The organism is Nocardia sp. NPDC058658 (assembly GCF_042716665.1).
Taxonomy (GTDB): domain Bacteria; phylum Actinomycetota; class Actinomycetes; order Mycobacteriales; family Mycobacteriaceae; genus Nocardia.
In genome coordinates this window covers 67,057-91,395 of record NZ_JBHXRR010000009.1, presented here as the reverse complement: position 1 = coordinate 91,395, position 24,339 = coordinate 67,057, and the positions used below count along the sequence as shown (strand labels likewise).

Annotated in this window: 23 protein-coding genes; 6 read left to right on the top strand and 17 right to left on the bottom strand. The window is 65.7% G+C overall.

From position 1 onward, the window contains the following. Nucleotides 1-15: 15 nt before the first annotated feature. From ACFWUP_RS15715 to ACFWUP_RS15680, 8 genes are all read right to left on the bottom strand, one after another. Nucleotides 16-489, bottom strand: a complete 474-nt coding sequence (locus ACFWUP_RS15715) for a DUF1707 domain-containing protein (protein ID WP_379234750.1) — start codon at nucleotides 487-489, stop codon at nucleotides 16-18. 84 nt (nucleotides 490-573) lie between these two features. Next, nucleotides 574-1,029 (bottom strand): DUF350 domain-containing protein, encoded by a 456-nt coding sequence (locus ACFWUP_RS15710; RefSeq protein WP_379234748.1) that lies wholly within the window; start codon nucleotides 1,027-1,029, stop codon nucleotides 574-576. A 38-nt stretch (nucleotides 1,030-1,067) separates the two neighbouring features. Next, nucleotides 1,068-2,231, bottom strand: coding sequence for a glutathionylspermidine synthase family protein (locus ACFWUP_RS15705; RefSeq protein ID WP_379234746.1), 1,164 nt, complete (start codon nucleotides 2,229-2,231; stop codon nucleotides 1,068-1,070). Further along, nucleotides 2,232-2,993: a hypothetical protein gene (locus ACFWUP_RS15700; protein ID WP_379234744.1), complete on the bottom strand. Its 762-nt coding sequence runs from the start codon at nucleotides 2,991-2,993 to the stop codon at nucleotides 2,232-2,234. It lies immediately after the preceding gene. A gap of 25 nt (nucleotides 2,994-3,018) precedes the next feature. After that, complete coding sequence (locus ACFWUP_RS15695; RefSeq protein ID WP_379234742.1) at nucleotides 3,019-3,354, bottom strand: acylphosphatase; 336 nt, start codon at nucleotides 3,352-3,354, stop codon at nucleotides 3,019-3,021. Nucleotides 3,355-3,391: 37 nt separating this feature from the next. Further along, nucleotides 3,392-3,835 carry an OsmC family protein gene (locus ACFWUP_RS15690; RefSeq protein WP_379234740.1) on the bottom strand — a complete coding sequence of 148 codons (444 nt, stop codon included), beginning with the start codon at nucleotides 3,833-3,835 and terminating at the stop codon, nucleotides 3,392-3,394. A 92-nt stretch (nucleotides 3,836-3,927) separates the two neighbouring features. After that, nucleotides 3,928-4,599: a response regulator gene (locus tag ACFWUP_RS15685; RefSeq protein WP_379234738.1), complete on the bottom strand. Its 672-nt coding sequence runs from the start codon at nucleotides 4,597-4,599 to the stop codon at nucleotides 3,928-3,930. Nucleotides 4,600-4,759: 160 nt separating this feature from the next. Next, nucleotides 4,760-7,282, bottom strand: a complete 2,523-nt coding sequence (locus tag ACFWUP_RS15680; protein WP_379234736.1) for a DUF4118 domain-containing protein — start codon at nucleotides 7,280-7,282, stop codon at nucleotides 4,760-4,762. A 224-nt stretch (nucleotides 7,283-7,506) separates the two neighbouring features. Between ACFWUP_RS15680 and ACFWUP_RS15675 the strand changes: the two genes are divergently transcribed. Genes ACFWUP_RS15675 through ACFWUP_RS15660 form a run of 4 tightly spaced genes read left to right on the top strand, consistent with a single transcriptional unit; the run spans nucleotide 7,507 to nucleotide 12,266 of the window. Further along, a complete protein-coding gene (locus ACFWUP_RS15675) occupies nucleotides 7,507-7,593 on the top strand; it encodes a potassium-transporting ATPase subunit F (RefSeq protein WP_379234998.1) in 87 nt (28 codons plus the stop codon). Further along, the gene (gene kdpA, locus ACFWUP_RS15670; protein ID WP_379234734.1) at nucleotides 7,594-9,264 is read left to right on the top strand and encodes a potassium-transporting ATPase subunit KdpA; all 1,671 of its coding nucleotides are present in this window, start codon (nucleotides 7,594-7,596) and stop codon (nucleotides 9,262-9,264) included. Nucleotide 9,265: 1 nt separating this feature from the next. Then, a complete protein-coding gene (gene kdpB / locus ACFWUP_RS15665) occupies nucleotides 9,266-11,401 on the top strand; it encodes a potassium-transporting ATPase subunit KdpB (protein WP_379234732.1) in 2,136 nt (711 codons plus the stop codon). Nucleotide 11,402: 1 nt separating this feature from the next. Next, nucleotides 11,403-12,266, top strand: a complete 864-nt coding sequence (locus ACFWUP_RS15660) for a potassium-transporting ATPase subunit C (RefSeq protein WP_379234730.1) — start codon at nucleotides 11,403-11,405, stop codon at nucleotides 12,264-12,266. A gap of 153 nt (nucleotides 12,267-12,419) precedes the next feature. Here ACFWUP_RS15660 and ACFWUP_RS15655 read toward each other — a convergent pair whose 3' ends face one another. From ACFWUP_RS15655 to ACFWUP_RS15630, 6 genes are all read right to left on the bottom strand, one after another. Continuing rightward, nucleotides 12,420-14,564, bottom strand: a complete 2,145-nt coding sequence (locus ACFWUP_RS15655; RefSeq protein ID WP_379234728.1) for a glycogen debranching N-terminal domain-containing protein — start codon at nucleotides 14,562-14,564, stop codon at nucleotides 12,420-12,422. Then, nucleotides 14,561-15,730 carry a glycosyltransferase family 4 protein gene (locus ACFWUP_RS15650; protein WP_379234997.1) on the bottom strand — a complete coding sequence of 390 codons (1,170 nt, stop codon included), beginning with the start codon at nucleotides 15,728-15,730 and terminating at the stop codon, nucleotides 14,561-14,563. Before ACFWUP_RS15650 ends, ACFWUP_RS15655 begins: the two co-directional genes overlap by 4 nt. A gap of 424 nt (nucleotides 15,731-16,154) precedes the next feature. Beyond that, nucleotides 16,155-17,630 carry a substrate-binding domain-containing protein gene (locus ACFWUP_RS15645; protein ID WP_379234726.1) on the bottom strand — a complete coding sequence of 492 codons (1,476 nt, stop codon included), beginning with the start codon at nucleotides 17,628-17,630 and terminating at the stop codon, nucleotides 16,155-16,157. A 93-nt stretch (nucleotides 17,631-17,723) separates the two neighbouring features. Beyond that, nucleotides 17,724-18,761: a PHP domain-containing protein gene (locus ACFWUP_RS15640; protein ID WP_379234724.1), complete on the bottom strand. Its 1,038-nt coding sequence runs from the start codon at nucleotides 18,759-18,761 to the stop codon at nucleotides 17,724-17,726. Nucleotides 18,762-18,766: 5 nt separating this feature from the next. Further along, nucleotides 18,767-19,348: a dihydrofolate reductase family protein gene (locus ACFWUP_RS15635; RefSeq protein WP_379234722.1), complete on the bottom strand. Its 582-nt coding sequence runs from the start codon at nucleotides 19,346-19,348 to the stop codon at nucleotides 18,767-18,769. Then, a complete protein-coding gene (locus tag ACFWUP_RS15630; protein WP_379234720.1) occupies nucleotides 19,336-20,616 on the bottom strand; it encodes an RNA-guided endonuclease InsQ/TnpB family protein in 1,281 nt (426 codons plus the stop codon). Before ACFWUP_RS15630 ends, ACFWUP_RS15635 begins: the two co-directional genes overlap by 13 nt. 25 nt (nucleotides 20,617-20,641) lie before the next feature. Here ACFWUP_RS15630 and tnpA point away from each other — a divergent pair, with 25 nt between their 5' ends. After that, complete coding sequence (tnpA, locus tag ACFWUP_RS15625) at nucleotides 20,642-21,088, top strand: IS200/IS605 family transposase (protein ID WP_379234718.1); 447 nt, start codon at nucleotides 20,642-20,644, stop codon at nucleotides 21,086-21,088. Between the two features lie 46 nt (nucleotides 21,089-21,134). After that, a complete protein-coding gene (coaD, locus tag ACFWUP_RS15620; protein ID WP_379234716.1) occupies nucleotides 21,135-21,620 on the top strand; it encodes a pantetheine-phosphate adenylyltransferase in 486 nt (161 codons plus the stop codon). A 29-nt stretch (nucleotides 21,621-21,649) separates the two neighbouring features. Here the strand turns inward: coaD and ACFWUP_RS15615 are convergent, their stop codons facing one another. From ACFWUP_RS15615 to ACFWUP_RS15605, 3 genes are all read right to left on the bottom strand, one after another. Next, a complete protein-coding gene (locus ACFWUP_RS15615; protein ID WP_379234714.1) occupies nucleotides 21,650-22,114 on the bottom strand; it encodes a hypothetical protein in 465 nt (154 codons plus the stop codon). A gap of 83 nt (nucleotides 22,115-22,197) precedes the next feature. Next, nucleotides 22,198-24,000 carry an alpha/beta hydrolase gene (locus ACFWUP_RS15610; RefSeq protein ID WP_379234712.1) on the bottom strand — a complete coding sequence of 601 codons (1,803 nt, stop codon included), beginning with the start codon at nucleotides 23,998-24,000 and terminating at the stop codon, nucleotides 22,198-22,200. Further along, nucleotides 23,997-24,338 (bottom strand): hypothetical protein, encoded by a 342-nt coding sequence (locus tag ACFWUP_RS15605; protein WP_379234710.1) that lies wholly within the window; start codon nucleotides 24,336-24,338, stop codon nucleotides 23,997-23,999. The genes ACFWUP_RS15610 and ACFWUP_RS15605 overlap by 4 nt, the downstream gene beginning before the upstream one ends. Nucleotide 24,339 lies beyond the last annotated feature (1 nt).

Genomic DNA, 24,339 nt, shown 5'->3' with positions numbered 1-24,339 from the left:
GGTCGACGCCCGGCGTCAGTGCGGGTTGATGTGCTTCATCTGCGTCTGCAGCTGACGCAGATGAGTCTGGGTGCCGGGAGCCGCTTCCCAGCCGGTGATCACGCGGAAGACCAGCACCGCACCCCACGGGCCGATGACCCACATCGGCCAAAAATACGTGAGCTCGCCCGCAGACAGCGAGATCAGACCCCAGATGACCAGCACGATCACGCTGACACCGAGCCAGCTGCCCGCCTCGATGCGCTGCCAGATCGGGAAGCGCGAACCTGGCTTGCGTTCGGCGGGGGCGGCCTGCTGCTTTTTCGTCAGAGCAGGCAGGTCCGACAGGACGACGGCGAGTTCGTCACGCGTGGTGGTCGCGTAGACCTTGGCCACGCGCAGGTCGTATTCGCTGAGGTCGAGTCGGCCGTCGGCCATGTGCGTACCCAACTGGTCGACGATCGCCTGGCGTTCGGCGTCGGACGCGCGCGTACCCGGGGTGATTTCCATGCCGACGTCCTCTCGGTCACATCCACAGTGGAGTGCTGAATTCCAGCGTCCACCCTCCACAGTGCAATGTCAACCGCTCGCAGGTCAGAGAATCGCGAAGGCCACCACGAGACCGAGAGCGAAGTGCGCGGCGGCGACGAGCAGCACCTCGGGGGTGTAGGCGTCGGCGTGCATCGTGCGACCGATGTCGATGCCGGTGACCTTCTCGATCACCCGCACCGAGATCACCTGCGCGACGATGCCGACCAGGCCGTACACGATCGCCGCGATCAGCCCCTGCGACAGCTTGCCGCTGCCGCCGGTGGCCAGCACCGCGAACACGACGATGAACGCCATGCTGATCATCCCGGCCGCCGAGACGATGATCGCGTTCGGCTTGCCCGCGATCACCAGGTCACGCAGCTTGCCCGGCGTGGTGAGGTCGATGGCGAAGAAGCCGATCAGCATGAGGACGAGGCCGATCAGGCAGTACAGGATGATGGCGCCGACGCCTTCACCGAGCGCACTCCAATAACCCGATTCCAGGGCGAGGGCGGTCATCGTGGTCCTTTCGAACAATGTTGTGAGGTCAAGGGGTGTCAGTCGACGATGCGGTGCGGCACGAACGCGGCGCCGTCATCGGTGATCAGGCCGGCGGTCTCGCGAATGCCGAGCCCCGCCGCGGTGTCACCGACCACCCAGGCGCCGAGCACCGGGCGCATGCCGTCGAATTCCGGTAGCGGGTCGAGCATTTGGTAGACGAAACCCTCGGCGCCGTAGACGCCGCCGGTCGCGGTCTCCATGCCGGGGCCGACGATGGTCATGTTCGCGCCTTCGCGGCCGAGCTTGGGTTTGCGGATGTATTCGGTGAGTTCGTGCGGGTTGTCCAGGTAGGCGGGCAGCAGGTTCGGGTGCCCGGGGTACATCTCCCACAGGATGGCCAGGATCGCCTTGTTGCTCAGCAGCGTGGTCCACAGCGGTTCGATCCACGCGGTCGCGGGCAGGCTGGCGACGACGCGCTTGCCGAAGTCGTCGTCGAGGATCCACTCCCACGGATACAGCTTGAACATCGCCTCGATCGGCGCCTCGGCCAGATCGACGAACCGGTTCAGTTCGGTGTCGAACCCGACTTCCTCGATCGGCAGCGCGACCGTGTCGAAGCCGGCTTCGGCCGCGGTTTCCTGCATGTAGGCGGTGGTGACGTTGTCCTCGCCGGTGGCGTCGGCGCCCGACCAGGTGAAGTGCAGTTCGGTGCCCGGCAGCACGCCGCGCAGTTCGGTCCAGCGCTCCACCAGTTTCTCGTGCAGCGAATTCCATTGGTCGCCACCGGGATACACCTGCTGCAGCCAGTGCCACTGGATGATCGCGGCCTCGAGCAGCGAGGTGGGGGTGTCGGCGTTGTACTCGAGGAGCTTGGCAGGGCGGCGGGCGTCGTAGCGCAGATCGAAGCGGCCGTACACGTAAGGGTCACTGCGACGCCACGATTCGGCGATCGGGCCCCAAGTCCATTCCGGCAGACCGAAATCGGCGAACCGCTCGGTGAGTACCACGTGCTCGGCCGCGTGCAGGCACATCGACTGCAGCAGTTCCACATCGGCTTCCAGCGCGAGGATCTCGTCCATCGAGAACTCGTAGTGCACCGACTCGTCCCAGTACGGCCGCGGCTGTCCGCTGGCGTCGCGCCCCGGTGCGCCGTAGACCAGCCCCTGCTTTTCGACGATCTGCTGCCAGTCCTTGCGTGGCGTGCTCTTGGTGCGCCGCATCTACGATCCACTCCCGCCGGTCGACTTGCTGCCGAGTCCGCCGCGCTGCACCGTGGTGCCGCTCTTGGTCGTGATCGAGGCATTGCGCGGTTTCACCGAGGTGCCGCCCGTGGGTGGCTTGCCGATCGTCGGGGTGCCGCCGTAGTGGTAGCGGTACTGCGGCCAGCCGAGGATCAGCAGTCCGCCGCCGTGGCCGCCGCTGGAGCCCTCGCTGCGGAAATTGGTTTTGCCGTCACCGCATTTGTCATCGGGGACAACGACTTCCTGCCCGTTCTCGTCGACCTGCACACACGAGGCGGTCACCTGGTCGGGTGCGGTGATCGCACGGTAGGCGAGGTAGCCGCCGCCGACCAGGGCGGCTACACCGACGATGGCGACGCCGCCGATCATCACGCGTTTGCGGTTGCGCTTCTTCTCCTCGGCCGCCGCGACCGCGGCACGCTCGGCCTCTTCTGCCTGCCTGCGGGCCTTGTCCCTGGCACGCGCCTCGCCGACGGTGGGTGGGCGCGGCTGGGTGACGCCGGGCTCCTGCCTGGCCATCCGACCGGGACGCGGCTCGCCGACGGGATGCCCGCCCGACCCGAAAACGGGCGGGTTCGCACCAGCGTTCGAATCGAACGGCGTCGCACCGGGACCTGGTTCGGATGGCGTCGAACCCTCGGCCGGTGGAGTCCAGCCCGCACCGGTGTCCGGTGGCGTCCACGGGGACCTGTCCGGCTCGCCATTGGGTCGATCGGGCGGGCCGGGGTTCTGTGTGCTCACCGCTGCCGTACCCCCGAAGTCACCACTAGCGCTCCTCGAATCCCGTCATGTCGCCCCGCGCGGGCTCCCAGCTTTCCACAACCAGGTCTACCCGCCCTGGTGCACGCCCGGCCAGACCATGTGTCGCGTGCCCGACGGCCTGCGAGCCATCGAGCGCTTCGCCGGACCGTAGCAGTTCCAGCAATTTCTCGCCCGCCGTTCGCGGCCCTTCGGCCACCACGTGCACGCGGCCGTCGCGGTGATTGCGCGCGTACCCGACGAGGCCGAGTTCCAGTGCGCGCGACCGCGTCCACCAGCGAAATCCCACGCCTTGGACGTAGCCGTGCACCCACGCGCTCAGCCGGACCGGCTCCTCGCTCATGCCGATTCCGTGCGATCGGGCCGCCGGGCGCGCCCGCTCATGCGTCGATGGTGAACGTCAGCGTCACCTTCGTGCCCGCCTTGAGCGTGCGCCCGACGGTGCAGGCCTTGTCGACGGCACGCTGCACGGTGACCAGTAGTCGTTCGCGTCCGGCCTCGTCGAGTTCGGACAGATCGAGTTCGAGGACCTCGTCGAGCTGCGGGTACAGCTCGTTCTCGCGGTCGGCGTCGCCGGAGACGCGGATGGTGGCGTCGAAGTCGTCGCCGAGGCGGCGCGAGAGCGGGAAGTCCGAGCTGAGCCCGGTGCACCCGGCGAGCGCGATCTTCAGCAGCTCACCGGGGGTGAAGGCGCCGGGAACGCCCTGCGAGGCGATCAACACCTCGGCGCCACGGTTGCTGCGCCCGGTGTAGGCACGGGTTCCGGTGCGCTCGACCCACAGTTCGGTGGGGGCGTTGGTCACGGGTGCGGTCTGCTCAGCCATAGGGGTCATCCTGCCATTCACGTCGGACACGTTTCCTCACCGGCAACGCCTACGGACCGACCGGGATTCCGGCACAGTGACCTGGTCCACGCTCATTCCTGAAAGCGATACCCCATCCCCGCCTCGGTGAGCAGGTGGCGCGGGTTGGCCGGATCGTCTTCGAGTTTGCGACGCAACTGGGCGAGGTAGACGCGCAGGTAGTGGGTTTCGGTGGCATACGCAGGACCCCACACTTCACGCAGTAATTCCTTGCGCCCCACCAGTTTTCCGCGATGCCGCACCAGCATCTCGAGCATCCCCCACTCGGTCGGCGTCAGATGCACGGCCACGCCCTCCTTGGTGACCTGTTTGGCGGCCAGATCCACGGTGAACGACGCGGTCACCACCACCGGATCACCGGTCCCCGCCTCGGCGGCCCCCCGCCGGACCGCCGCGCGCAATCGCGCCAGCAGCTCGTCCATCCCGAACGGCTTGGTCACGTAGTCGTCGGCGCCCGCGTCGAGCGCCTCGACCTTGTCGGCCGAATCCGTGCGCGCAGAGAGCACGATCACCGGCGCGGTGCTCCAACCACGAAGCCCCGCAAGCACTTCGATGCCGTCCATATCCGGCAGCCCGAGGTCGAGGATCACCACATCGGGATGCTTTTCGGCCGCGGCACGCAAAGCTGCCGCTCCGTTGCCCGCGGTGATCACGTCGTACCCCCGCACCGACAGATTGATCCGCAACGCCCGCACGATCTGCGGCTCGTCATCGACAACGAGCACTCGCGGGCCTGTCCCGCCGCTTGTCCCGCCGCTTGTCCCGCCGCTTGTCCCGCCTCCCCGAGTCTTCAGGCCAGGTTCATGTGCGTCGTCCCGCACCGTCGGCGGTCGGCGGTCGCGTCCGTCGGCCTGTTCGCCCGTCCCCGGTGAGTTACCCATGTGCTCACTTTCCTCGGGGGTCAACTGGTGACGCTGTGGTGGGTGTGCCGGAAGGTAGGTCGATCAGCATGGTCAGGCCGCCGCCCGGGGTCGGTTCGGCGTGGACGGTGCCGCCCATCGCCTCGACGAAACCGCGCACGACCGAGAGCCCGAGGCCGACGCCGGTGGTGTTGTCGCGGTCGCCGAGGCGTTGGAACGGTTCGAAGAGGTCCTCCTCGGTGCCTTCCGGAACGCCGCGGCCGGTGTCGACGACCGCGATCGACACGCGGTCGCCGGCCTGTTCGGCGATCACGCGCACGGGTGCCTCACGGCCGGAGTGGTGCAGGGCGTTGTCCAGGAGGTTAGCCAGCACGCGTTCGAGTAGGCCGCTGTCGGCGAGCACGGAAACCTCGCCCACCTCCACTTTCACCCGGTCCATCGCCGCGCGCCGCAGCCCCCGCGCACCCATCCCGACGCTCACCAGTGCGCGGTGTACCGCTTCGTCCAGGTAGACCTGCCGCAACTGCGGGCTCACCACCCCGACGGCGAGCCGCGACGAATCCAGCAGGTTGCCCACCAGCGCGGTCAGTTGGTCGACGGATTCCTCGATCGCTTCCAGGAGTTCCCCGGTGTCCTCGGCGGAGAACTCGATATCGTCGCTGCGCAGACTCGACACCGCCGCCTTGGCGCCGGCCAGCGGCGTGCGTAGGTCGTGGCTGACGGCCGAGAGCAGCGCGCGGCGCAACCGATCGGCTTCTAGCAGAGCCGCTGCGGCACTGGCTTCTTCGGTCAACCGTTCCTGGCGAACCAGCGCTGCCGCCTGATTGGCGACCGCGGTGAGCACCGGCCGCTCCCCCGGGTCGAGCGGATGGCCGGCGAGCAACAGCAGACTCGTCGTGTCACCGGCCTCGATGACGGTGCCCGCATCGTCGGCGCGCTGTGGCGGCTCCGCACCCACCTCGGCGACCACCACGTCACCACACACCAGGCTCACCGCCCGCTGACCATAGACTTCCCGCACCTGTTCGAGCAGCTTCGGCAGATCCGCGCCGTGCAGTACCGCGCCCGCGAACAGGGTGAGCAGTTCGGCCTCGCGAGATGCCTTGCGTGCCTGTCGAGTTCGCTTGGCCGCCACATCGACCAGCGCGGCGACCGCCACCGCGACGATCAGCAGCACCACCACCGTCACGAAGTTGTCGGGTTCGGCGACGGTGAGGCTGTAGCGCGGCGAAGTGAAGAACCAGTTGAGCAGCAGCCCCGACAGCAGCGCCGACACCGCGGCGGGCACGATACCGCCCAGCAGCGCGACCGCGACGACACCGACGAAGAACATCGCGCTGAGCCCGCCGAGTTCGAGAAATCCGTCGAGGGTGGCCCAGCAGATCACGCTCACCAGTGCGGGCACCAGCAGCGCCGCGATCCAGGCGAACACCGGTTGACGTGCGCGCAGCGGGTTGCGCCGCACCCCTTGGTTGGCGTGCTCGTGGGTCACCATGTGGACGTCGATCTTGCCCGACCGCTGCACCACGGTGGCGCCGATGCCCTCGTCGATCACCCGCGCCCACCGTGAACGCCGCGATGTCCCGAGCACCAGCTGTGTCGCGTTGACCTCGCGCGCGAATTCCAGGAGCGCGCCCGGCACGTCCTCGCCGGTCACCGTGTGCAGCGAGGCGCCGAGCCCACCTGCGAGTGCCCGCAGCCGGGCCAACCGCTGCGTCGACACTCCGGCCAGACCGTCCCCGCGCACCACGTGCACCACCACCAGATCGGCGCTGGACTTGGACGCGATCCGCCCCGCCCTGCGCACAACCGTCTCCGATTCCGCCCCGCCGGTCACCGCGACGACCACCCGTTCGCGCGCCTCCCACAGCTCGGTGATCTTGTGGTCGGCCCGGTACTTGGCAAGCGCGGCATCGACCTGATCCGCCAACCACAGCAGCGCGAGTTCCCTTAGCGCGGTGAGGTTTCCGGGCCGGAAGTAGTTGCGCAGCGCCGCATCGACCCTGTCCGCCGCATACACATTTCCGTGGGAAATCCTGCGCCGCAACGCCTCCGGTGTGAGATCGACGAGTTCCACCTGATCGGCCCCGCGCACCACCGCGTCGGGCACGGTCTCGCGCTGCTCGATTCCGGTGATCTGCGCGACCACGTCGTTGAGGCTCTCGAGGTGCTGCACGTTCACCGTCGAGATGACATCAATGCCCGCACTCAGGAGCTGTTCCACATCCTGCCAACGCTTTTCGTGCACGCTGCCCGGTGCGTTGGTGTGCGCGAGCTCGTCGACCAACACCACCGCGGGCCGCCGCGCGAGCACCGCGTCGACGTCGAGTTCGGGCAGTTCGGTCCCCCGGTAGCCGACGAGCTTCGTCGGGATCTGCTCGATCCCGTCCAGCAGCTGCGCGGTCTTGGCCCGCCCGTGCGTTTCCACCACAGCGGCGACCACATCGCGCCCACGTTCGAGCCGTCGATGGGCCTCCCCGAGCATGGCGTAGGTCTTGCCGACCCCGGGCGCCGCGCCGAGGTAGATGCGTAGTCGCCCGCGTTTCACCAGCCCATCATCGCTGGTCGACCCGTCAACAATCCGCAAAGGCAGGGCGCGGGGCCGTCAAGGATTCGTAAGGAAGCCTTGCCGCGCCCATCCGGGGGCTTTGACTGGCTCAGCACCTCACCGCGGGGTGCGAGGAGGTCGGAAATGTCTGTCGTGGTGTTCACGGTGCTGACCGTGGCGATCTTCGCGGCGCTGGGCTTGATCCAGCGCGGGGTGGAGAAGCTGTGATCGCGAATCTGGTCGGGCTGGTCCTGGCCGTTGCCGTCGCGGTCTTCATGGTCGCGGCGCTGCTCTTTCCGGAGAGGTTCTAGGTGACTACGACTACGGCGGGGATCGTCTTCGTGGCGGCCCTGGTTCTCGCGCTCGTCCTTGTCCATGTGCCGCTCGGTGACTACATGTTCCGGGTGTACAACGGCGACAAGCACTCTCGGGTCGAACGGCTGATCTACCGGGTGATCGGCGCGAAGCCCGAGGTCGAGCAGACCTGGCCGATCTACGCCCGCAGCGTGCTGGCGTTCGCGGCGGTCAGCGTGTTGTTCCTGTTCTTCTTCCAGCTGGTGCAGGGCGCGTTGCCGTTGCATCTCGACGATCCAGGCACCGAGATGACCCCGGCGCTGGCGTGGAACACCGCGGTCAGCTTCGTCACCAACACCAACTGGCAGAACTACTCCGGCGAGTCCACCCAGGGTCACCTGGTGCAGATGGCCGGGTTGGCGGTGCAGAACTTCGTCTCCGCGGCCGTCGGCATGGCGGTGGCGGTGGCGCTGGTGCGCGGCTTCGCGCGTCGGCACACCGGTGAGCTGGGCAATTTCTGGGTCGACCTGGTGCGCGGCACGTTGCGCATCCTGCTGCCGATGGCGTTCGTGTTCGCGATCGTGCTGATCGCCGGTGGCGTCATCCAGAACTTCCACCTGCACGATCAGATCGCGCAGACCGTCGGCGGTGCCCAGCAGACGATCACCGGTGGCCCGGTGGCAAGCCAGGAGGTCATCAAGGAACTCGGCACCAACGGCGGCGGCTTCTACAACGCCAACTCCGCGCACCCGTTCGAGAATCCCGCGACCTGGACGAACTTCCTGGAGATCTTCCTGCTGCTGGTGATCTCGTTCTCGCTGCCGCGCACGTTCGGCCGGATGGTCGGGTCGGTGAAGCAGGGTTACGCGATCGTCGCGGTGATGGGCACGATCGCCCTCACCAGCATCGCGCTCATCAACCTGTTCCAGCTCCAGCACCACGGCACGGTGCCGACCGCGATCGGCGCGTCGATGGAAGGCGTGGAAACCCGCTTCGGCGTAGCTGATTCGGCCACCTTCGCCGGCGCGAGCACCCTCACCTCCACCGGCGCGGTGAACTCGTTCCACGATTCCTACACCAGCCTCGGCGGCATGATGACGATGTTCAACATGCAGCTCGGCGAGGTGGCGCCCGGCGGTGTCGGCTCCGGCCTGTACGGCATGCTGATCCTCGCCGTGATCACGGTGTTCGTAGCCGGGCTGATGGTAGGGCGCACGCCCGAGTACCTCGGCAAGAAGATCACCCCGCGCGAAATCAAACTGGCCGCCGCCTACTTCCTGGTGAGCCCGCTGATCGTGCTGATCGGCACCGCCGTCGCGATGGCACTGCCCGGCGAACGGGCGAGCATGCTCAACGCCGGCCCACACGGTCTCTCGGAAGTGTTGTACGCCTTCACTTCCGCGGCCAACAACAACGGTTCCGCCTTCACCGGTCTCACCGGCAACACCGAGTGGTTCAACACCGCCCTCGGCCTGGCGATGGTGTTCGGGCGGTTCCTGCCGATCATCTTCGTGCTGGCCCTGGCCGGATCACTGGCCCAGCAGGGCACCACTCCCGCGTCGATCGGCACCTTGCCCACGCACCGGCCGCAGTTCGTCGGCATGGTCGTCGGGGTGACGGTGATCCTGGTCGCGCTCACCTTCCTGCCCGCTCTGGCGCTCGGGCCGCTCGCCGAAGGAATCCACTGACATGACCAGTTCCACACTCGATTCCACGCCGACGCTGCGGACCAAGGGCGTGCACAAGGGCGTCCTCGACCCGAAGCTGCTGCTCACCTCGCTTCCCGACGCGGTACGCAAGCTCGACCCACGCACGCTGTGGAAGAACCCCGTCATGCTGATCGTCGAGATCGGCGCGGTGTGGGCCACCGTGCTGGCGATCGTCGACCCGAGCTTCTTCGCGTGGTCGATCGTCGTCTGGCTGTGGCTCACCGTCGTCTTCGCCAACCTGGCCGAAGCCGTCGCCGAAGGGCGCGGCAAAGCCCAGGCAGACACCTTGCGAAAAGCCAAGACCGACACCGTCGCTCGTCGTCTGATCGACTGGACCGCAGGCGGCCGCATCGTCGAAGAACGGGTCGCCGCGCCGGAACTGCGTCGAGGTGACTTCGTGATCGTGGCGGCCGGACAGGTCATCCCCGGTGACGGCGACGTCGTCGAAGGTATCGCGTCGGTGGACGAATCGGCCATCACCGGCGAATCGGCACCGGTGATCCGCGAATCCGGTGGCGACCGTTCGGCGGTCACCGGCGGCACCACCGTGCTCTCGGACCGGATCGTCGTGAAGATCACCCAGGAACCCGGCGCCAGCTTCATCGACAAGATGATCGCGCTGGTCGAGGGTGCGAGCAGGCAGAAGACGCCCAATGAGATCGCACTCAATATTCTCCTGGCCGCCCTCACGATCATCTTCGTGTTCGCCGTGGCGACCCTGCAACCACTGGCGATCTTCGCCAAGTCGAACAACCCTGGTGTGCCGGACACTTCGGCACTGGACGCCCACGGCATCACCGGGATCGTGATGGTGTCGCTGCTGGTCTGCCTCATCCCGACGACCATCGGCGCGCTGCTCTCGGCCATCGGCATCGCGGGCATGGACCGCCTCGTGCAACGCAATGTGCTGGCCATGTCCGGTCGTGCGGTGGAGGCCGCGGGCGATGTGAACACGCTGCTGCTCGACAAGACCGGAACCATCACCCTCGGCAATCGCCAAGCCGCCGAATTCGTCCCCGTGCCAGGGGTTCTCGACGACGAAATGGCCGACGCCGCGCAACTGTCGAGTCTCGCCGACGAGACCCCGGAGGGCCGTTCGATCGTCGTATTCGCCAAGGAGGTGTTCGACAAACGCGAACGCAGCGCGGGCGAACTGCCCGGCGCCACCTGGGTGGAGTTCACCGCGCAGACCCGCATGTCGGGTGTCGACCTCGCGGACGGCCACCAATTGCGCAAGGGTGCGGCCGGTGCTGTCACCGAATGGGTTCGCGCCCAAGGTGGTTCGGTGCCAGCAGAAGCCGCGGCAATCGTCGACGGCATCTCCGCATCCGGAGGCACCCCGCTCATGGTCGGTGAGGTCCGCGACGGAACACCGCGCCTGCTCGGCGTCATCCATCTCAAAGATGTTGTGAAGCAAGGCATGCGGGAACGCTTCGACGAAATGCGACGCATGGGCATCCGCACCGTGATGATCACCGGCGACAATCCGCTGACCGCCAAGGCCATCGCCGAGGAAGCGGGCGTGGACGACTTCCTCGCCGAAGCCACCCCAGAGGACAAACTCGCCCTGATCAAGTCCGAACAGGACGGCGGGCGCCTGGTCGCGATGACCGGCGACGGCACCAACGACGCCCCCGCGCTGGCCCAGGCCGACGTCGGCGTCGCGATGAACACCGGCACCTCCGCCGCCAAAGAAGCGGGCAACATGGTCGACCTGGACTCGGACCCGACCAAGTTGATCGAGATCGTGGAGATCGGCAAACAGCTGCTGATCACCCGTGGCGCGCTCACCACGTTCTCCATCGCCAATGACATCGCCAAGTACTTCGCGATCATTCCCGCGCTGTTCGTGGCCCTGTTCCCCGGCCTGGACGCCCTGAACATCATGCGCCTGGCCAGCCCGCAGTCGGCGATCCTGTCGGCGGTCATCTTCAACGCGATCATCATCGTGGCGCTCATTCCACTCGCCCTGCGCGGCGTGAAGTACCGGGCGAGCAATGCCTCGAAACTGTTGAGCCGCAACCTGACCGTCTACGGCCTCGGCGGCATCATCGCGCCGTTCGTCGGCATCAAACTCATCGACCTGCTCGTCCAACTGCTCCCCGGGATGGCCTGATATGCGCACGTCCACCTGGATCCGCCAGCACCTGGCCGCCCTGCGCGCCCTGCTCGTGCTGACCGTGATCACCGGAATCGTCTACCCCGTTGCCGTTTTCGCGATCGGCCAGCTTCCCGGACTCCGGGAGAACGCGGAGGGCTCGCTCATCGAACGTGACGGAAAGCTGGTGGGCTCCAGCCTGATCGGGCAGTCGTTCACCTCTGCCGATGGCCGTGCGATGGCGCAGTACTTCCAGAGCCGCCCGTCGGTCGCCGGGTACGACCCGCTGTCCACGGGCGCGAGCAACCTAGGCCCGGAAGACATCGTCGACACCACCGCCCGCACCAGCCTGCTCACCACCGTGTGCACCCGCTCCAAGGAGGTCGGCGACCGTGAGGGGGTCGACGGTTCCCGGCAGTTCTGCACGAAAGACGGTGTGGGCGCGGTGCTCTCGGTGATCGGCCCGCGTGATGCCGATGGTGATGTCTCGCGGCCGGTGCGGGTGGTCAGCGTCAACGAACTCTGCCCCGCGCAACCCTTTCTGACCACGTTCCGCGGTGTCGCGGTGGAGTGCGCGAAGGCGGGCGAGGACTACTCCGTCGGCCGGATCATCCCGATCCTCGGCGACGCACCGGTTGTCCCCGCCGTTCCCGCCGACGCGGTCACCGCGAGCGGCAGCGGCCTCGACCCGCACATCTCCCCCGAATACGCGACCATCCAGGTCGAGCGGGTGGCAAGGGCGCGCGGCATCACCGCCGCCGAAGTGCGCGAACTCGTCGCCGCGCACACCGACGGACGCACCCTCGGATTCCTCGGCGAGCCACGGGTGAACGTCGTCGAACTCAACCTCGACTTGGACGCCCGCTACCCGCTCAGGAGCTGAGACAGAAATCGGGGCCGGAACCACCATAGTTCCGGCCCCGATTGCGTGTTCCTCGTGAGTGACCAGTACAAGAAACGGGTCAGCCCCCGGGCTGGTGCACTATTCCTCGTCTGTGACCAGAGCGAGAAACAGGGTCAGACCCGGGGCGGTGCTCTATTCCTCGTCGGTGACCAGAGCCCAACCTTCGGGCAGACCGGTGACGGTCACCGCCGATCCACACACTTCGAGGTCCACCGTCACCCCTTCACCCAACCGGAACTCCGACATCCGCACGCTCCCCCACGCCGGCGGCACCTGCGGCCGCAACGTCAACGTCTTGGCGGGCACATCGGGATCGAGTCCCAGGAACGACCGAACCAGCAACAACGGCGCCGCACTAGCCCACGCCTGCGGCGAACACGACGTCGGATAAGGCACGGGCGCAGCGAATCTCGACCGCGGGAAACCGCAGAACAACTCGGGCAACCGGCCGTCGAAAGCCGCCGCCGCATCGAGCAATCCACCCGAGAGTTTGGTCGCCAACTCCACCGCACCCGGCACGTGCTGATACCGCATCAGCCCGGCGACCGCGATCGCCGTGTCGTGCGGCCAGATCGACCCGCTGTGATAACTCATCGGGTTGTAGGCACCCATGTCCGAAGCGAGTGTCCGCAGCCCGAAGCCCGAATCCATCTCTGCCCGAGACAGATTCCGGATCAGGATCTCGGCGTGCTCGTCGGTCGCGATACCCGACCACAGGCAGTGCGCCGCATTGCTGGTGAGCGCGTCGACCTGCCGCTTGCGGCCGTCGAGGGCCACCGCGTACCACCCGTAATGCGGTAGCCAGAACTGCTCGGCGAACTTGGTGCGCAACTCGTCGGCCCGCTCCCGCATCCGCACGGCCAGCTCGGGGTCGTCGAACTGATCGGCCAGTTCCGCGCGGGCCAGGAACGCCGCGTACACATACCCCTGCACCTCGGCCAGCGCGATCGGCGCTTCGGCGATATGTCCTGCGGCATCGTTGATTCCGTCGAAGCTGTCCTTCCAGCCCTGGTTGATCAGGCCGCGATCGGTGGCGCGCACGTACTCGACGAAACCGTCGTCGTCGCGGTCGCCGAAGTCGGTGATCCAGCTGATCGCGGCGTCGGCCGCGGGCAGCAGGGTGGCGATAGAGGCCGGATCGGCGCCCCACCGTAGACATTCCGCGAGCAGCATCACGAAAAGCGGTGTGGCATCGACGGTTCCGTAGTAGATCTGCCCACCGAGCACCTGCCCGACCGAGGGCCCGCGCCGCATCTCGTGCATGATCCGGCCCGGCTCTTCTTCGACGAGCGGGTCGATCGTCTGGCCCTGCAGTTCGGCCAGTTGCTGCAGAGTGCCCAGTGCCAGATCGGTTTCCAGCGGCAGCGACATCCAGGCTGTGAGCAGCGAGTCGCGACCGAACAGCGTCATGAACCAGGGCGCACCGGCCGCGACGAACGGCCGGTTGGTGCCCGAATCGGTGTGGATCTGCAACGCGCCCAGATCGCTTTCGCTGCGGCGCAGGATCTGGTTGAGCAGCCCCGAATCGGCCGAGATATCGGTGGCGGTGGCCCGCCAGGCCTGGATCTTGCGCACCGGCTCGCTGGCCCGGTACCGCTCACCCACCGAACCGGAGGTTTGCGGGCGTTGCGCGGCGCCCGCGGGCTGCGCGGTGATCTCGGTCTGCCAGCGCCCGCCCGCGGGGACGATCGCCCGCCAGATCATGGTGCCGGGCAACACCATCGGCTCCACGGTGGAGGTGAGCGCGAGCCCACGGGACAGATCGGCGCGGTCGTGCAGCAGCAGTTCACCGTCGGCGGTCGTCATCTCCGCCCTTCGCCCGTGCGTGCGGCCTTCCTTCACCGCGAACAGATCCACGAAATCGGCGTCGACGTGCAGTTCCAGGACCACCGCCGTCGCCTCGCGGCTCATGTTCTCGAGGGTGATCACCTCGTGCATCCCCTCGGCGACGAGCCGATCCCGCACCACGAGCAGGGTGCTGTCGGCCCGACCCTGCTGCGGAGGCCTGCGCAGCACGAACCGTGCCGCGAAGGCCTCCGGGCTCAGCACCGACAGCGCCTCGGGCCGTTTGCCGTCGATCATCAGCTCCCAGCGCGAAATCACCCTGGCGTCACGGAAGAACAGGCCCTGCGGCTTGCCCGGCTCGATATCGCCGAGCCGGTCGGACAGGCAGAACGTGCCGCCTTCGACAAGGGTGATGTTGCCGCCACCGCCACCGAGCCCCGCGGGTTCCCCCGCGTTGAGGGGGCTCGGCGCCGAGGCGCTGTCGGTGCTCATGCGCGCCCGTTGACTGCCGCCCCGACGGGCATCGACATCGCGTAGGCGGCGTCGATACCGATCGTGGTGCGTGCGAGCAGTTCCCGGTACACCTGTTCGTAGCCGCGGCCGAGGGTGTCGGCGCCGAAGTTGTCGACCACGTGCTTGCGGCAGGCCGCCGGATCGTAGGTCTGCACTTCGGCGATGGCGGCGGGCAGTTCGGCCGGATCGTCACAGATCCGCCCGGTGACCCCGTCGACCACCACTTCGCTCACCGCACCGCCACGCAACGCGACCACCGGCGTTCCGCAGATCATCGCCTCGATCATCACCATGCCGAACGGCTCCTCCCATCGAATGGGGAACAGCAGACACTTAGCTCCGGAGAGGAGTTTACGCTTGGCGGCCGCGTCGGCGAGACCGAACATCTGATCCTGATCGGTCATCCGTGGCCGCACGAACTCCTCGAAATAGGCCTTCTCCGGCGGCTCACTGCACTTGCCCGCCAGGATCAGCGGCATGCCGGCGGCGTGGGCGGCGTCGAGCGCCAGGTGCGGGCCCTTGTCGTCGCTGAAACGGCCGAGGAACAGTGCGTAGTCCTGCTTCTCGGTCTGGAACGGCCACTGCTCGGGACGCAGCGCGTTGTGCACCCGGCCCGCCCACTGCAGGTCTGGTGCCAGCGCGCGCTGCCGGTCGCTGATCGCGACGAGCGAGCATTCCTCGCCCAGTTCCTTGTAGTAGCGGTAGCAGTCGTCCTGCACCGGACCGTGCACGGTGACCACCGTCGGCAACCCGAGATTGGCGTAGGCGGGCGCGTTCAGCGGACCCGCGAACGTGTGGTCGTGGACCAGGTCGATGCCTTCGGTATCGGCCAGCCGCTCGATGGCGCGGCGCACCCGCAGCGCGTGCACGACTTCGGGGAACGGGTCGCCCAGCCGTTCGGGCTGGATCCGGTCCCACAGTGGGACGAAATTCGCCGCGGTGCCGTCGATACCGGCACCGAACAGGGTGACGTGATGGCCACGCTCACACAGTGAGTCGACCAGATCGGCGACCACGGCCTCGACGCCGCCGTAGGCCTTGGGTGGAACATCGAAATACGGTGGAACGACCATGGCGATCCGCAGCGGACCACCGTGGGGGTCGATCGAATAGAGATCGGACGCGGACAAACCGGTCGGCGACATTGCCGACGTGTCTGTACTCATGACCTTCCTTCCAGGGACGCAACCTCGCAACACTTGCGCGAACAAGAGGTGGCCGCCTCGGCGGAGGTGGAGACGAGAGCTTCACCGCCGTCCATGGGGCATGGTTGGCCTGGCCAGACACGGTGCGCACCCGTCTCGGGTGCCCGTCTGATCAGAGGGGCCGTCAAGGAACGTACCCCGCTACCGCAGAGTAAACCAGCGTGTTGCTGGAAATGTTCGGTATCGATTCCCCACCGGGGCAGGTGATTACACGGTCAGAGGCGCTCTACACCGTACAGATTTCAAGATCACCGGGTCATCGCGGTGAATATTGCGAAGGCCGACGATGGGCAGCCTGGCCTTACCGCACGTTTGCCGCGCGCGAAACGGGGAAACCAGCGAATCGCCCGCGATCTATCGGCCGTCAGGGTGTGCAGTCCGCCCGAACATCCCAATCCACACAGGCGATGGCCCCGAACTCGGCAACGATCAGCCTGCCCTGACCATGTGTGAGGTAGTCGATGAACTTCGCCGCCAGCGATTCCGCCGGAAGCTGGCCACCGGGATAGTCATTGAACGCGAACTCGACCGAGTAGAAGGGGTAGGCCTTGGCCCCGACGTTGTCCATGGTCGCCTCGACGCCGTCGATCCGCACCGCCTTGACGGCGGCGCCGCGAACGGCCGCGGATTCGAGATAGCCCACCGCACCGGGGTTCTTGGCGACGACATCGGCCATCGCACTGGTCGTGCGCACCTCGCAGTGCACGAGTCGTGGCCGACCGGCGCAGGGTTCCGGTTGATACAACGGCCGGTTCCAGTTCAGCAGGCGGTGCTCGAGGGCGAATCTCGAACCCGAGCCGTAGATCCGATCCACCACCACGACAGGCAGATCCGGCCCGCCGACTTCGCGCCAGTTACTGATCTGCCCCCGGAACAGGCGCTGAATCTGCTCGGTGGTCAGATCGGAGACCGCCAGATCGGGGTGCACGACTACCGAATACGGTGCCACCGCGAAGGCATCTTCGGACAGGTCAGGAAAGGTTTCGTGCTTGGGGCCCTCACCGATGGCGACGGTGTTCGGCGCGGCTTCCGGTCTGGCCAGGTACTCGAGGCCGTCGGTCGTGCCCGTGAAGTCGAAGGCGAATTTCGCTCCGGAACAGCTCTTCTGGAAAGACTCGGCGACCTTGCGAACCGTGGTCTCCATCGCAGTCGAGCCGACAAGCCTGAGTTCGCCACTGGCACAATAATCGGGCGGCGGCTCGGGGCGCAGAACAGCGAGGACCAATTGGACCGCCAGCACCACTGCCAGGAACGAACTGAGCCCCAGCAGTACCGGCTCGCGCCTGGACCGACTGGTGGTCATGCCGATTGTGCCGCTCTTGAGGATGCCGCGATGTTTCACGATCTCGCGATCGTCGGTAATCGGCGCCGCGGCTCCCTGCGCTTGCAGCACCGCCAGCACTTTGTAGTGCTCACCGCGCTGCAGAATCTCCTTCGGCAGCACGATCTCGCCGACACCCTGCGGACTCGTACTGTGCGCGATGGCGCGGAGTTCGCTGCTGAGTTGATCGAGCGCCCACCGTTCGCCGGACCGGGTGACGCGCTCGGTGACCTCCGTCGCCTGCACACTGTGTCCAGGGAAGATCAACCTCGGGCGATTGGCATCTCGATAGTCGCCCTCATCGATCTCGGTGCTGCCGTTGTTCTCGATGCGGATCAGTACCACTGTCACGTCCGCGCCGTTCGATACCGTCAGCGGTATCCGGCTCACCGGCGTGTTCATCTGCACGCGGTAGCCGAGTCGCTTACGTCCGACGAAGACGAACTCCCGCAGGAAAGCGACGAGGGTTACCAAGATACCGATCACCGACAGCGCGATGTCGATCGGAAAGTCGCTCACCAATTCCCCCACTCACGGCCCCGAACAACGAGTTGATTTCTACCAGCTCGCAACCGGCATTCCGCGTTTCGAAATCAGCTGTTGGGCAAGACTTCACCCATTCGATTCCCTGGACCACGCGAGCAACTCATCGACCGGCCAGGTGTCGATCACCTTCTCGGCGGTGACGCCGTGTGCCAAGGCCCGCTCGCATCCGTAACCCTGCCAGGCCAACTGGCCCGGGGCGTGCGCGTCGGTGTCGATCGAGAAGAAGCAGTCCATCTCGACGGCGAGTTCGATCAAGCGTCCGGGTGGGTCGCGGCGTTCGGGGCGGCTGTTGATTTCCACGGCCGTGCCGTAGCGGCGGCAGGCTTCGAAGACGAGTTCGGCGTCGAAGGACGACTCCGGGCGGGTGCCGCGAGACCCTTCGACGAGGCGGCCGGTGCAATGGCCGAGGATGTCGACGTTGGGGTTGGCGACGGCGTAGACCATGCGTTTGGTCATGGTGTCGCTGTCGTCGCGCAGGTGCCAATGCACGCTGGCGACAACGACATCCAGGCGTTCGAGGAGATCGGCTCGCTGGTCGAGGGTGCCGTCGTCGAGGATGTCGACCTCGATGCCGGTGAGGATGCGGAACGGCGCCATCTGTTCGTTGAGTTCGGCGATCACGTCGAGTTGGCGCAGCAGCCGGTCCGCGGACAGGCCGTTGGCGACCTTGAGGCGCGGAGAATGGTCTGTCAGAGCGCAGTATTCGTGCCCCAGCGCCGCCGCTACGCCCATCATCTCGGCGATCGGGCTTCCACCGTCGGACCAGTCGGAGTGGGTGTGCAGATCGCCACGCAGCAGGCCGCGCAACTCGTCACCGGCGGGCGCGATCGGTTTGGCGTCCTTGCGGAGCTCGGCCAGATAGTCGGGAACCTCGCCGGCACTGGTCTGTTCGATGATGGCCGCCGTCTTGGGTCCGATCCCGGCGAGCTCACGCCAACTGTGTTCGTTTGCGCGAGTGGAGAATTCGTCCGAGGAGAGACCTTCGACGACATCGGCGGCGCGGCGGTAAGCCTTCACCCGGTGGGTTTCCGCGCGGCTGCGTTCGAGCCAGAACCCGACCTCACGAAGCGCCGCCACCGGACCCGGACTCGCCGCCGATGCCATCGCGGCTACTTGATCCGGCCGTACTTGATGAACGCGACGCCGTCGGCGTAGACCCGGCTGGTGATCACCCGGAACCGTTCGGGCGCGGGAAGTTTCGCTCCACCACCGAACAGCGGGCGGCCGGTACCGAGTACCACCGGGTGCAGTTTCAGGAACACCTGGTCGATCTCGGGCAGCAGCGCCTGGGCCAGTTCACCGCCGCCACACAGCCAGATCCCCAGTCCGTCTTCGCGTTTGAGTTCGCGCACCGCGGTGGTCGGGTCCTCGGTGATCAGTTCCACCCCCGGCGCGGGCGATTCGGGCAGCGTCGTGGACACCACGTACTGACGCAGGTGCTCGTACGGGCTTGCGGTGCCGGTGCGGACGCCGAAGTCGTGGGTCTTGCGGCCCATGATCACGGTGTCGAAGTAGATGTTGCCCGCCGCGATCCCGCGCGCCTCACGCACCTTGGTCGGCAGCGTTTCCGGGTACTGCGAAATGATCGCGGGCCCGTGGTCCCCGCCTACCGGGAAGAAATCCAGTGTCCCGTCCTCGGCGGCGATGAAGCCGTCGATCGTCGATGCCACGAAATAGGTCAGCTTGCGCATAGCGTCCTCCCTGCACGGACCCGGCCTTTGACATCCTCCCGGCCGTGAACAGCCGAGATCCCTACCAGCGACCGACGGTCGCTCTCGGCGGGTTCCTGTTTCACCGGGGCTCGCTTCCTGCTAGACGGAAGGCTAACAGCCCCTCCACAAGCGTTTAACCTCTCGGCCTGCCCGGCCGCGAGAATGTTCATTGCCGCGTTCATATCGCGGTCGTGAGCAGTACCGCACACGCATGTCCACGCCCGCACATGCAGAGGCTTCTTCTCCGAGATCACCCCACACGCCGAACATAGTCGTGTAGAGGGGAACCAGCGGTCGACCTTGGCGAAGAACCGCCCATATCGAGTGGCTTTGTCCTCCAACATGCGAATGAACATGCCCCACCCGGCGTCGTGAACCGACTTCGCCAGTCTCGTGCGCGCGAGACCTCGGATGCACAAGTCCTCGACGAACACCGCTTGGTTGTCGCGGATGATTGTCGTGGAGTTTTTGTGCAACCAATCCCGGCGTGTGTCGGCCACCTTCGTGTGAGCCTTGGCGACCTTGACACGAGCCTTCGCCCGATTGTTGCTTCCCTTGCTCTTGCGGGACAAAGACTGTTGAGCTTTTCGTAACCGGCGCTCGGCGTGCCGCAGAAAGCGTGGTGACGCGACCGACTTGCCGTCCGAAAGCACCGCGAAGCTCGCCAAACCCAGGTCGATACCCACCTCGGTCTGTACTGCGGGCAACGGCTCGCTCGCGATCTCCACCACAAACGATGCGTGATACCTGCCCGCCGCGTCACGGATAATCGTGACCGACGACGGCTGCGATGGCAACTCCCTCGACCACACCACCTTCAACTCCCCGATCTTCGCCGCGTACAAGCGCCCGTTCGATCGGAGACTGAACCCATTGCGCGTGAACCGGATCGAATGCTGGTTGTCCTTGCGTGACCGAAACCGTGGCGGACAGACCTTGCTACCTCGCCGTTTTCCGGCGACCGAGGAGAAGAAGTTGCGGTAGGCGGTGTGTAGATCAGCGAGGGCTTGCACCAACACCACCGACGACACCTCGCTCAACCAGGCGCGTTCGGGGGTGCGCTTGGCCATGGTGATCACCCGGGTTTGTAGCACCGAATCCTTGATGTACGGCTCGCCCGCCGTTCGCGCGGCGTGACGAGCCGCGAGGCCGTCGTTGAACACCACCCGTGCGCACCCGAACGCCTTCGCCAGCGCGATTTGCTGACCAGGCGTTGGATAGATGCGGAAGTTGTACCGGAGTTGCACAAATCACAGCGTACCCTATTGGCCTATGGTTTCTGAAGAGAGCTATCGCCGTGGGCGCAGCGTGGTTTCGGCGATGCGCGTTCACTTGGTCTTTGTCACAAAACATCGATACGGGATGCTCACCGACGAACTCTTGACAACCTGCGAGAAATCGATGCGTGCGGTCTGTCGCGACTTCGAGGCCACGCTGGCCGAGTTCAACGGCGAACGTGACCATGTACACCTGGTGGTGCAGTACCCGCCCAAGGTCGCGGTATCGAAGCTGGTGAACAGCCTCAAAGGTGTGTCAGCGCGGCGGTTGCGCGACCAGTACCCTTCCTGGGTGGATCAGCACAGCCTCAACGGGCAGTTGTGGTCGCCGAGCTACTTCGCCGCGTCCTGCGGCGACGCGCCAACCTCGATCGTTGCCGAGTACATCGAACAACAACGGCGCTCACCCCGCAGACCGGGACGTCCGCGGTCGATGCCCTGACCAACCTCTAAGGGATCAGTCTCAGTTCTCGGATAGTCTCTGAAGCATGGCTGCAGCACTGTGCCCCGGCTCCTTCGACCCTGTCACCAACGGTCACCTCGACGTGTTCACCCGCGCCGCCGCGCAGTTCGACGAGGTGATCATCACTGTGAACGTGAATCCCAAGAAGCAGGGCATGTTCACTGTCGAGGAACGCATGGAACTGCTGCGCGAATCCGTCGCGCACCTGCCGAACGTGCGCGTCGCCTCCTGGCAGGGCCTCACGGTCGACTTCGCCAAGCAGGAGGGCGTGAGCGCGATCGTGAAGGGCCTGCGCGACGCGGGCGACTTCGGCTACGAACTGCAGATGGCCCAGATGAACCACAAACTGGCCGGCGTCGACACCTTCTTCATCGCCACCAACCCGTCCCTGAGCTTCCTGTCCAGCTCACTGGTCAAGGAAGTGGCGGCCCTGGGTGGCGACGTGAGCGACATGCTCCCGCCCGCCGTCCACAAACGCCTTCTCGACCGCCTTGCGGAACGAAGAGGCTAGTCGAGTTTCTTGCGGGTGATAGTTCGCGATCATGGGCGAGTAATTATGAGTGGATCGTTCTCCATGCCGTCAATGGCCGAGTCAGGCATGCACGGGGAATGACCCGTCAGGCTCATGAATCGATAGTCTGGACCTGCGTTAAGCGTGAGCCCGAAGCCGTCGGGAAGTTCAACTTCAGTTACGCGGATCATCTTCTCCGAGGTATTCCAACCCTTATTCTTCCAGGTCTCTGAAAGCTGATCGAAATACTCTTTCCCGGCTGATGGCGGAACTCCGACAATCCAATAGGCGGAGGTGATGTAATGAGGCCCCTCAGATTGTAAATTTCCATCCCAGCAAGGGACCGACAGCGGTGGTCCTGCGCTATGACTAGCCAGATTGGGCACATCGGCGAGCTTTGCTAGAGAAGTCGAGACCGGGAGGCCAGTAAGCGCCTCGGACATGTACGCGTAGATTTTTCGTTGCGCTTCTGGGGCGGTGAGAGATTCGTCCACGTTGGGTCCTCCTGATGATCCACACCCTGCCACGATGAACATTAGGCAGAACGCCGGTAGCAGTATTGTCCGTAGGACGGGGTTCATTGGTAGACCACCGACCTATGATCCCCGGCAATGATTCTTCCCATATTGATCAGCGACGCGCTTTTCTGTTTCCAGTACTCACCGTGCGAGTCACCGCTGTAACCGTCTGTATACCAGGGGCCCTCGGTGCCGGGATCGGAGGTGAATACTTGGCCGCCGAACTCTGGCTCAGTAGGATCCTCACCGTGGCGGTCTACTCCGGGTACCCAGCCGGGAAGGTTCTCGTATAGCGGAGTCGGGTCGTTTTCCGCCCGAGTCGAGAAGACGTGCTTGTACTCCTCGCCGTCGGGCACACCCGTGAGGCTGAGATCGCGAGCGGAGTCCACCCCTGCACCGGGGCTCGCCACAAGGACCACGTTGTCAGCGTCCAGTGTCCGCCCCTCGGCTGCGGATAGCCCAACGACGGTGGTGCCGTAGCTGTGACCGAGAACCGTGTTCTTCGACGGGTCACCTTCGTGAGTTACGCGCAACCCATCCTGGAACGAATTCAATGCGGGCGCACCTGCCCGCGCATAATCAGCTTGAGTCGCGTCATTGAGGACTTCGGGCGGCGCATCGTAGCCCTGCCATACGACCGTCACCGGTTTCGGTGCACCGGCGTTGAGGGCTTCCCTTGTCATCGTATCGACGCGGCCCATATCACCGTCGACTAGTTTGGAAGGTTGTGAACCTGTTCCTGGCACGTATGTGGTCACATGTGAAGCGGTATCGGGGTTACCGTCGGCGATGATCGCCTTGACACGATCGCCGGACGCGTCGTCCATTCCGAGCAACATGCGCGGAATCTTCTCACCGGTCGTAGGATCGGTCGTCTTGGGTTCCAGCGCTGCTTTAGTGCCGTTGAGGTCCTCGAGATGGCGGGATTCGTCCATTTTGGCTTTCCATTGGGTATACCCCGGCTGAGTCTGTAGCCATTTGTCCGCCTCAGCAGAGGTTCCGGTGTACTTCAGCCACCGGTCATGGTTGGCACCGGCGATCGACTTTGCGTCGTCGCGGGCGGTCTGCGCGGCCGTGACCTGGTCATCGAGGGTGAGGCGGTTGTAATGGTCGCGGTCGAGCGCGGGCATGCCGTCAGTATTTCCGAGGTACGGGTTCTGCTCCCAGAGCGCATCCTTGTCCGCGTCGGACAGGCCGCTCCAGAAGTTCTCGAACTCTTGGTTGCCTTCGGGCACTTGGCTTTTGCCATCGAGGATGTCCTGGACTTGTTGGCTCCGTTCACCCAGGCTGACCGCGATCGATGCGGCGACGGGTTTGATATCGCCAACGTTGTGGAAGGCATTTTCGATTGCGACGGTAGTGGATTCGATGACCTGGCCGAGTTGGGTCAGCGCAGCTTTGATCGGTGGCTCGTAGACGTTCTTTGCGGTGGCGTCGAGCGCGGCCTGGGCTGCGGTGATGTCAGTGGATTTGGCATCGGCCGGTAGCGAGAGCTTCGCATCAGGGGCGGTTACAGTGCCGTCCTCTGCAACGGAGTACTTGTTGTCCGTGGCCAGGGTTATCGCCGCAGTAGCTGTGGACTTTGCGCCCGCGATCTCTACCTGGCCGGTCGAGCCAGCTGTGAGCGCGTTATGGAGGGCAGTGGTGATCTTGCGACCCTCGGTAATGGTAGTGGTTGTAGCGTTTCGGGCGCGGTCGCCAGCGGTGCCGGTCCAGTAGACGGTCGAGGCACCGTAATCACGTTGGGCGAGGTCGAGATTGGTTTGCAACCGGTCGTGTAGGTTTCGCCACTCGGTGATCTGCGCTTCCAGGGCCGTCGGCTGGATGCCGAAGGCCTGGGTTTTCGTAGCTGGCCCGGTCATGAGCCGGTCTGCCAGGTAGTGAGGCCGGCGATCTTCAATCGGGTGGCGTGGTCGGTGTCGTGGAACGCGTCCACGCACTTGACGGTGTTGTCACCGATCGCCTGAAGCGCGTCGCTCAACGATCGGTTCGCGGACGCTGTATCAGCGGACTTGGCCGAGCAGACGCCACCGAGTCGGAAACCCGGGAAACCGGAAGTGACGCTGTTCGACGCGGTCCCGAAAGTGCTCGGCGCGACCGTGCCGTAGGCAGCGTCGGCCGCGTAGCCGCGCATGCCGTTGGCCAGTGCGAGTGCGTCGTCGATATTGATGTTCAATGAGTCACCAAGGCCGCTGCCCATG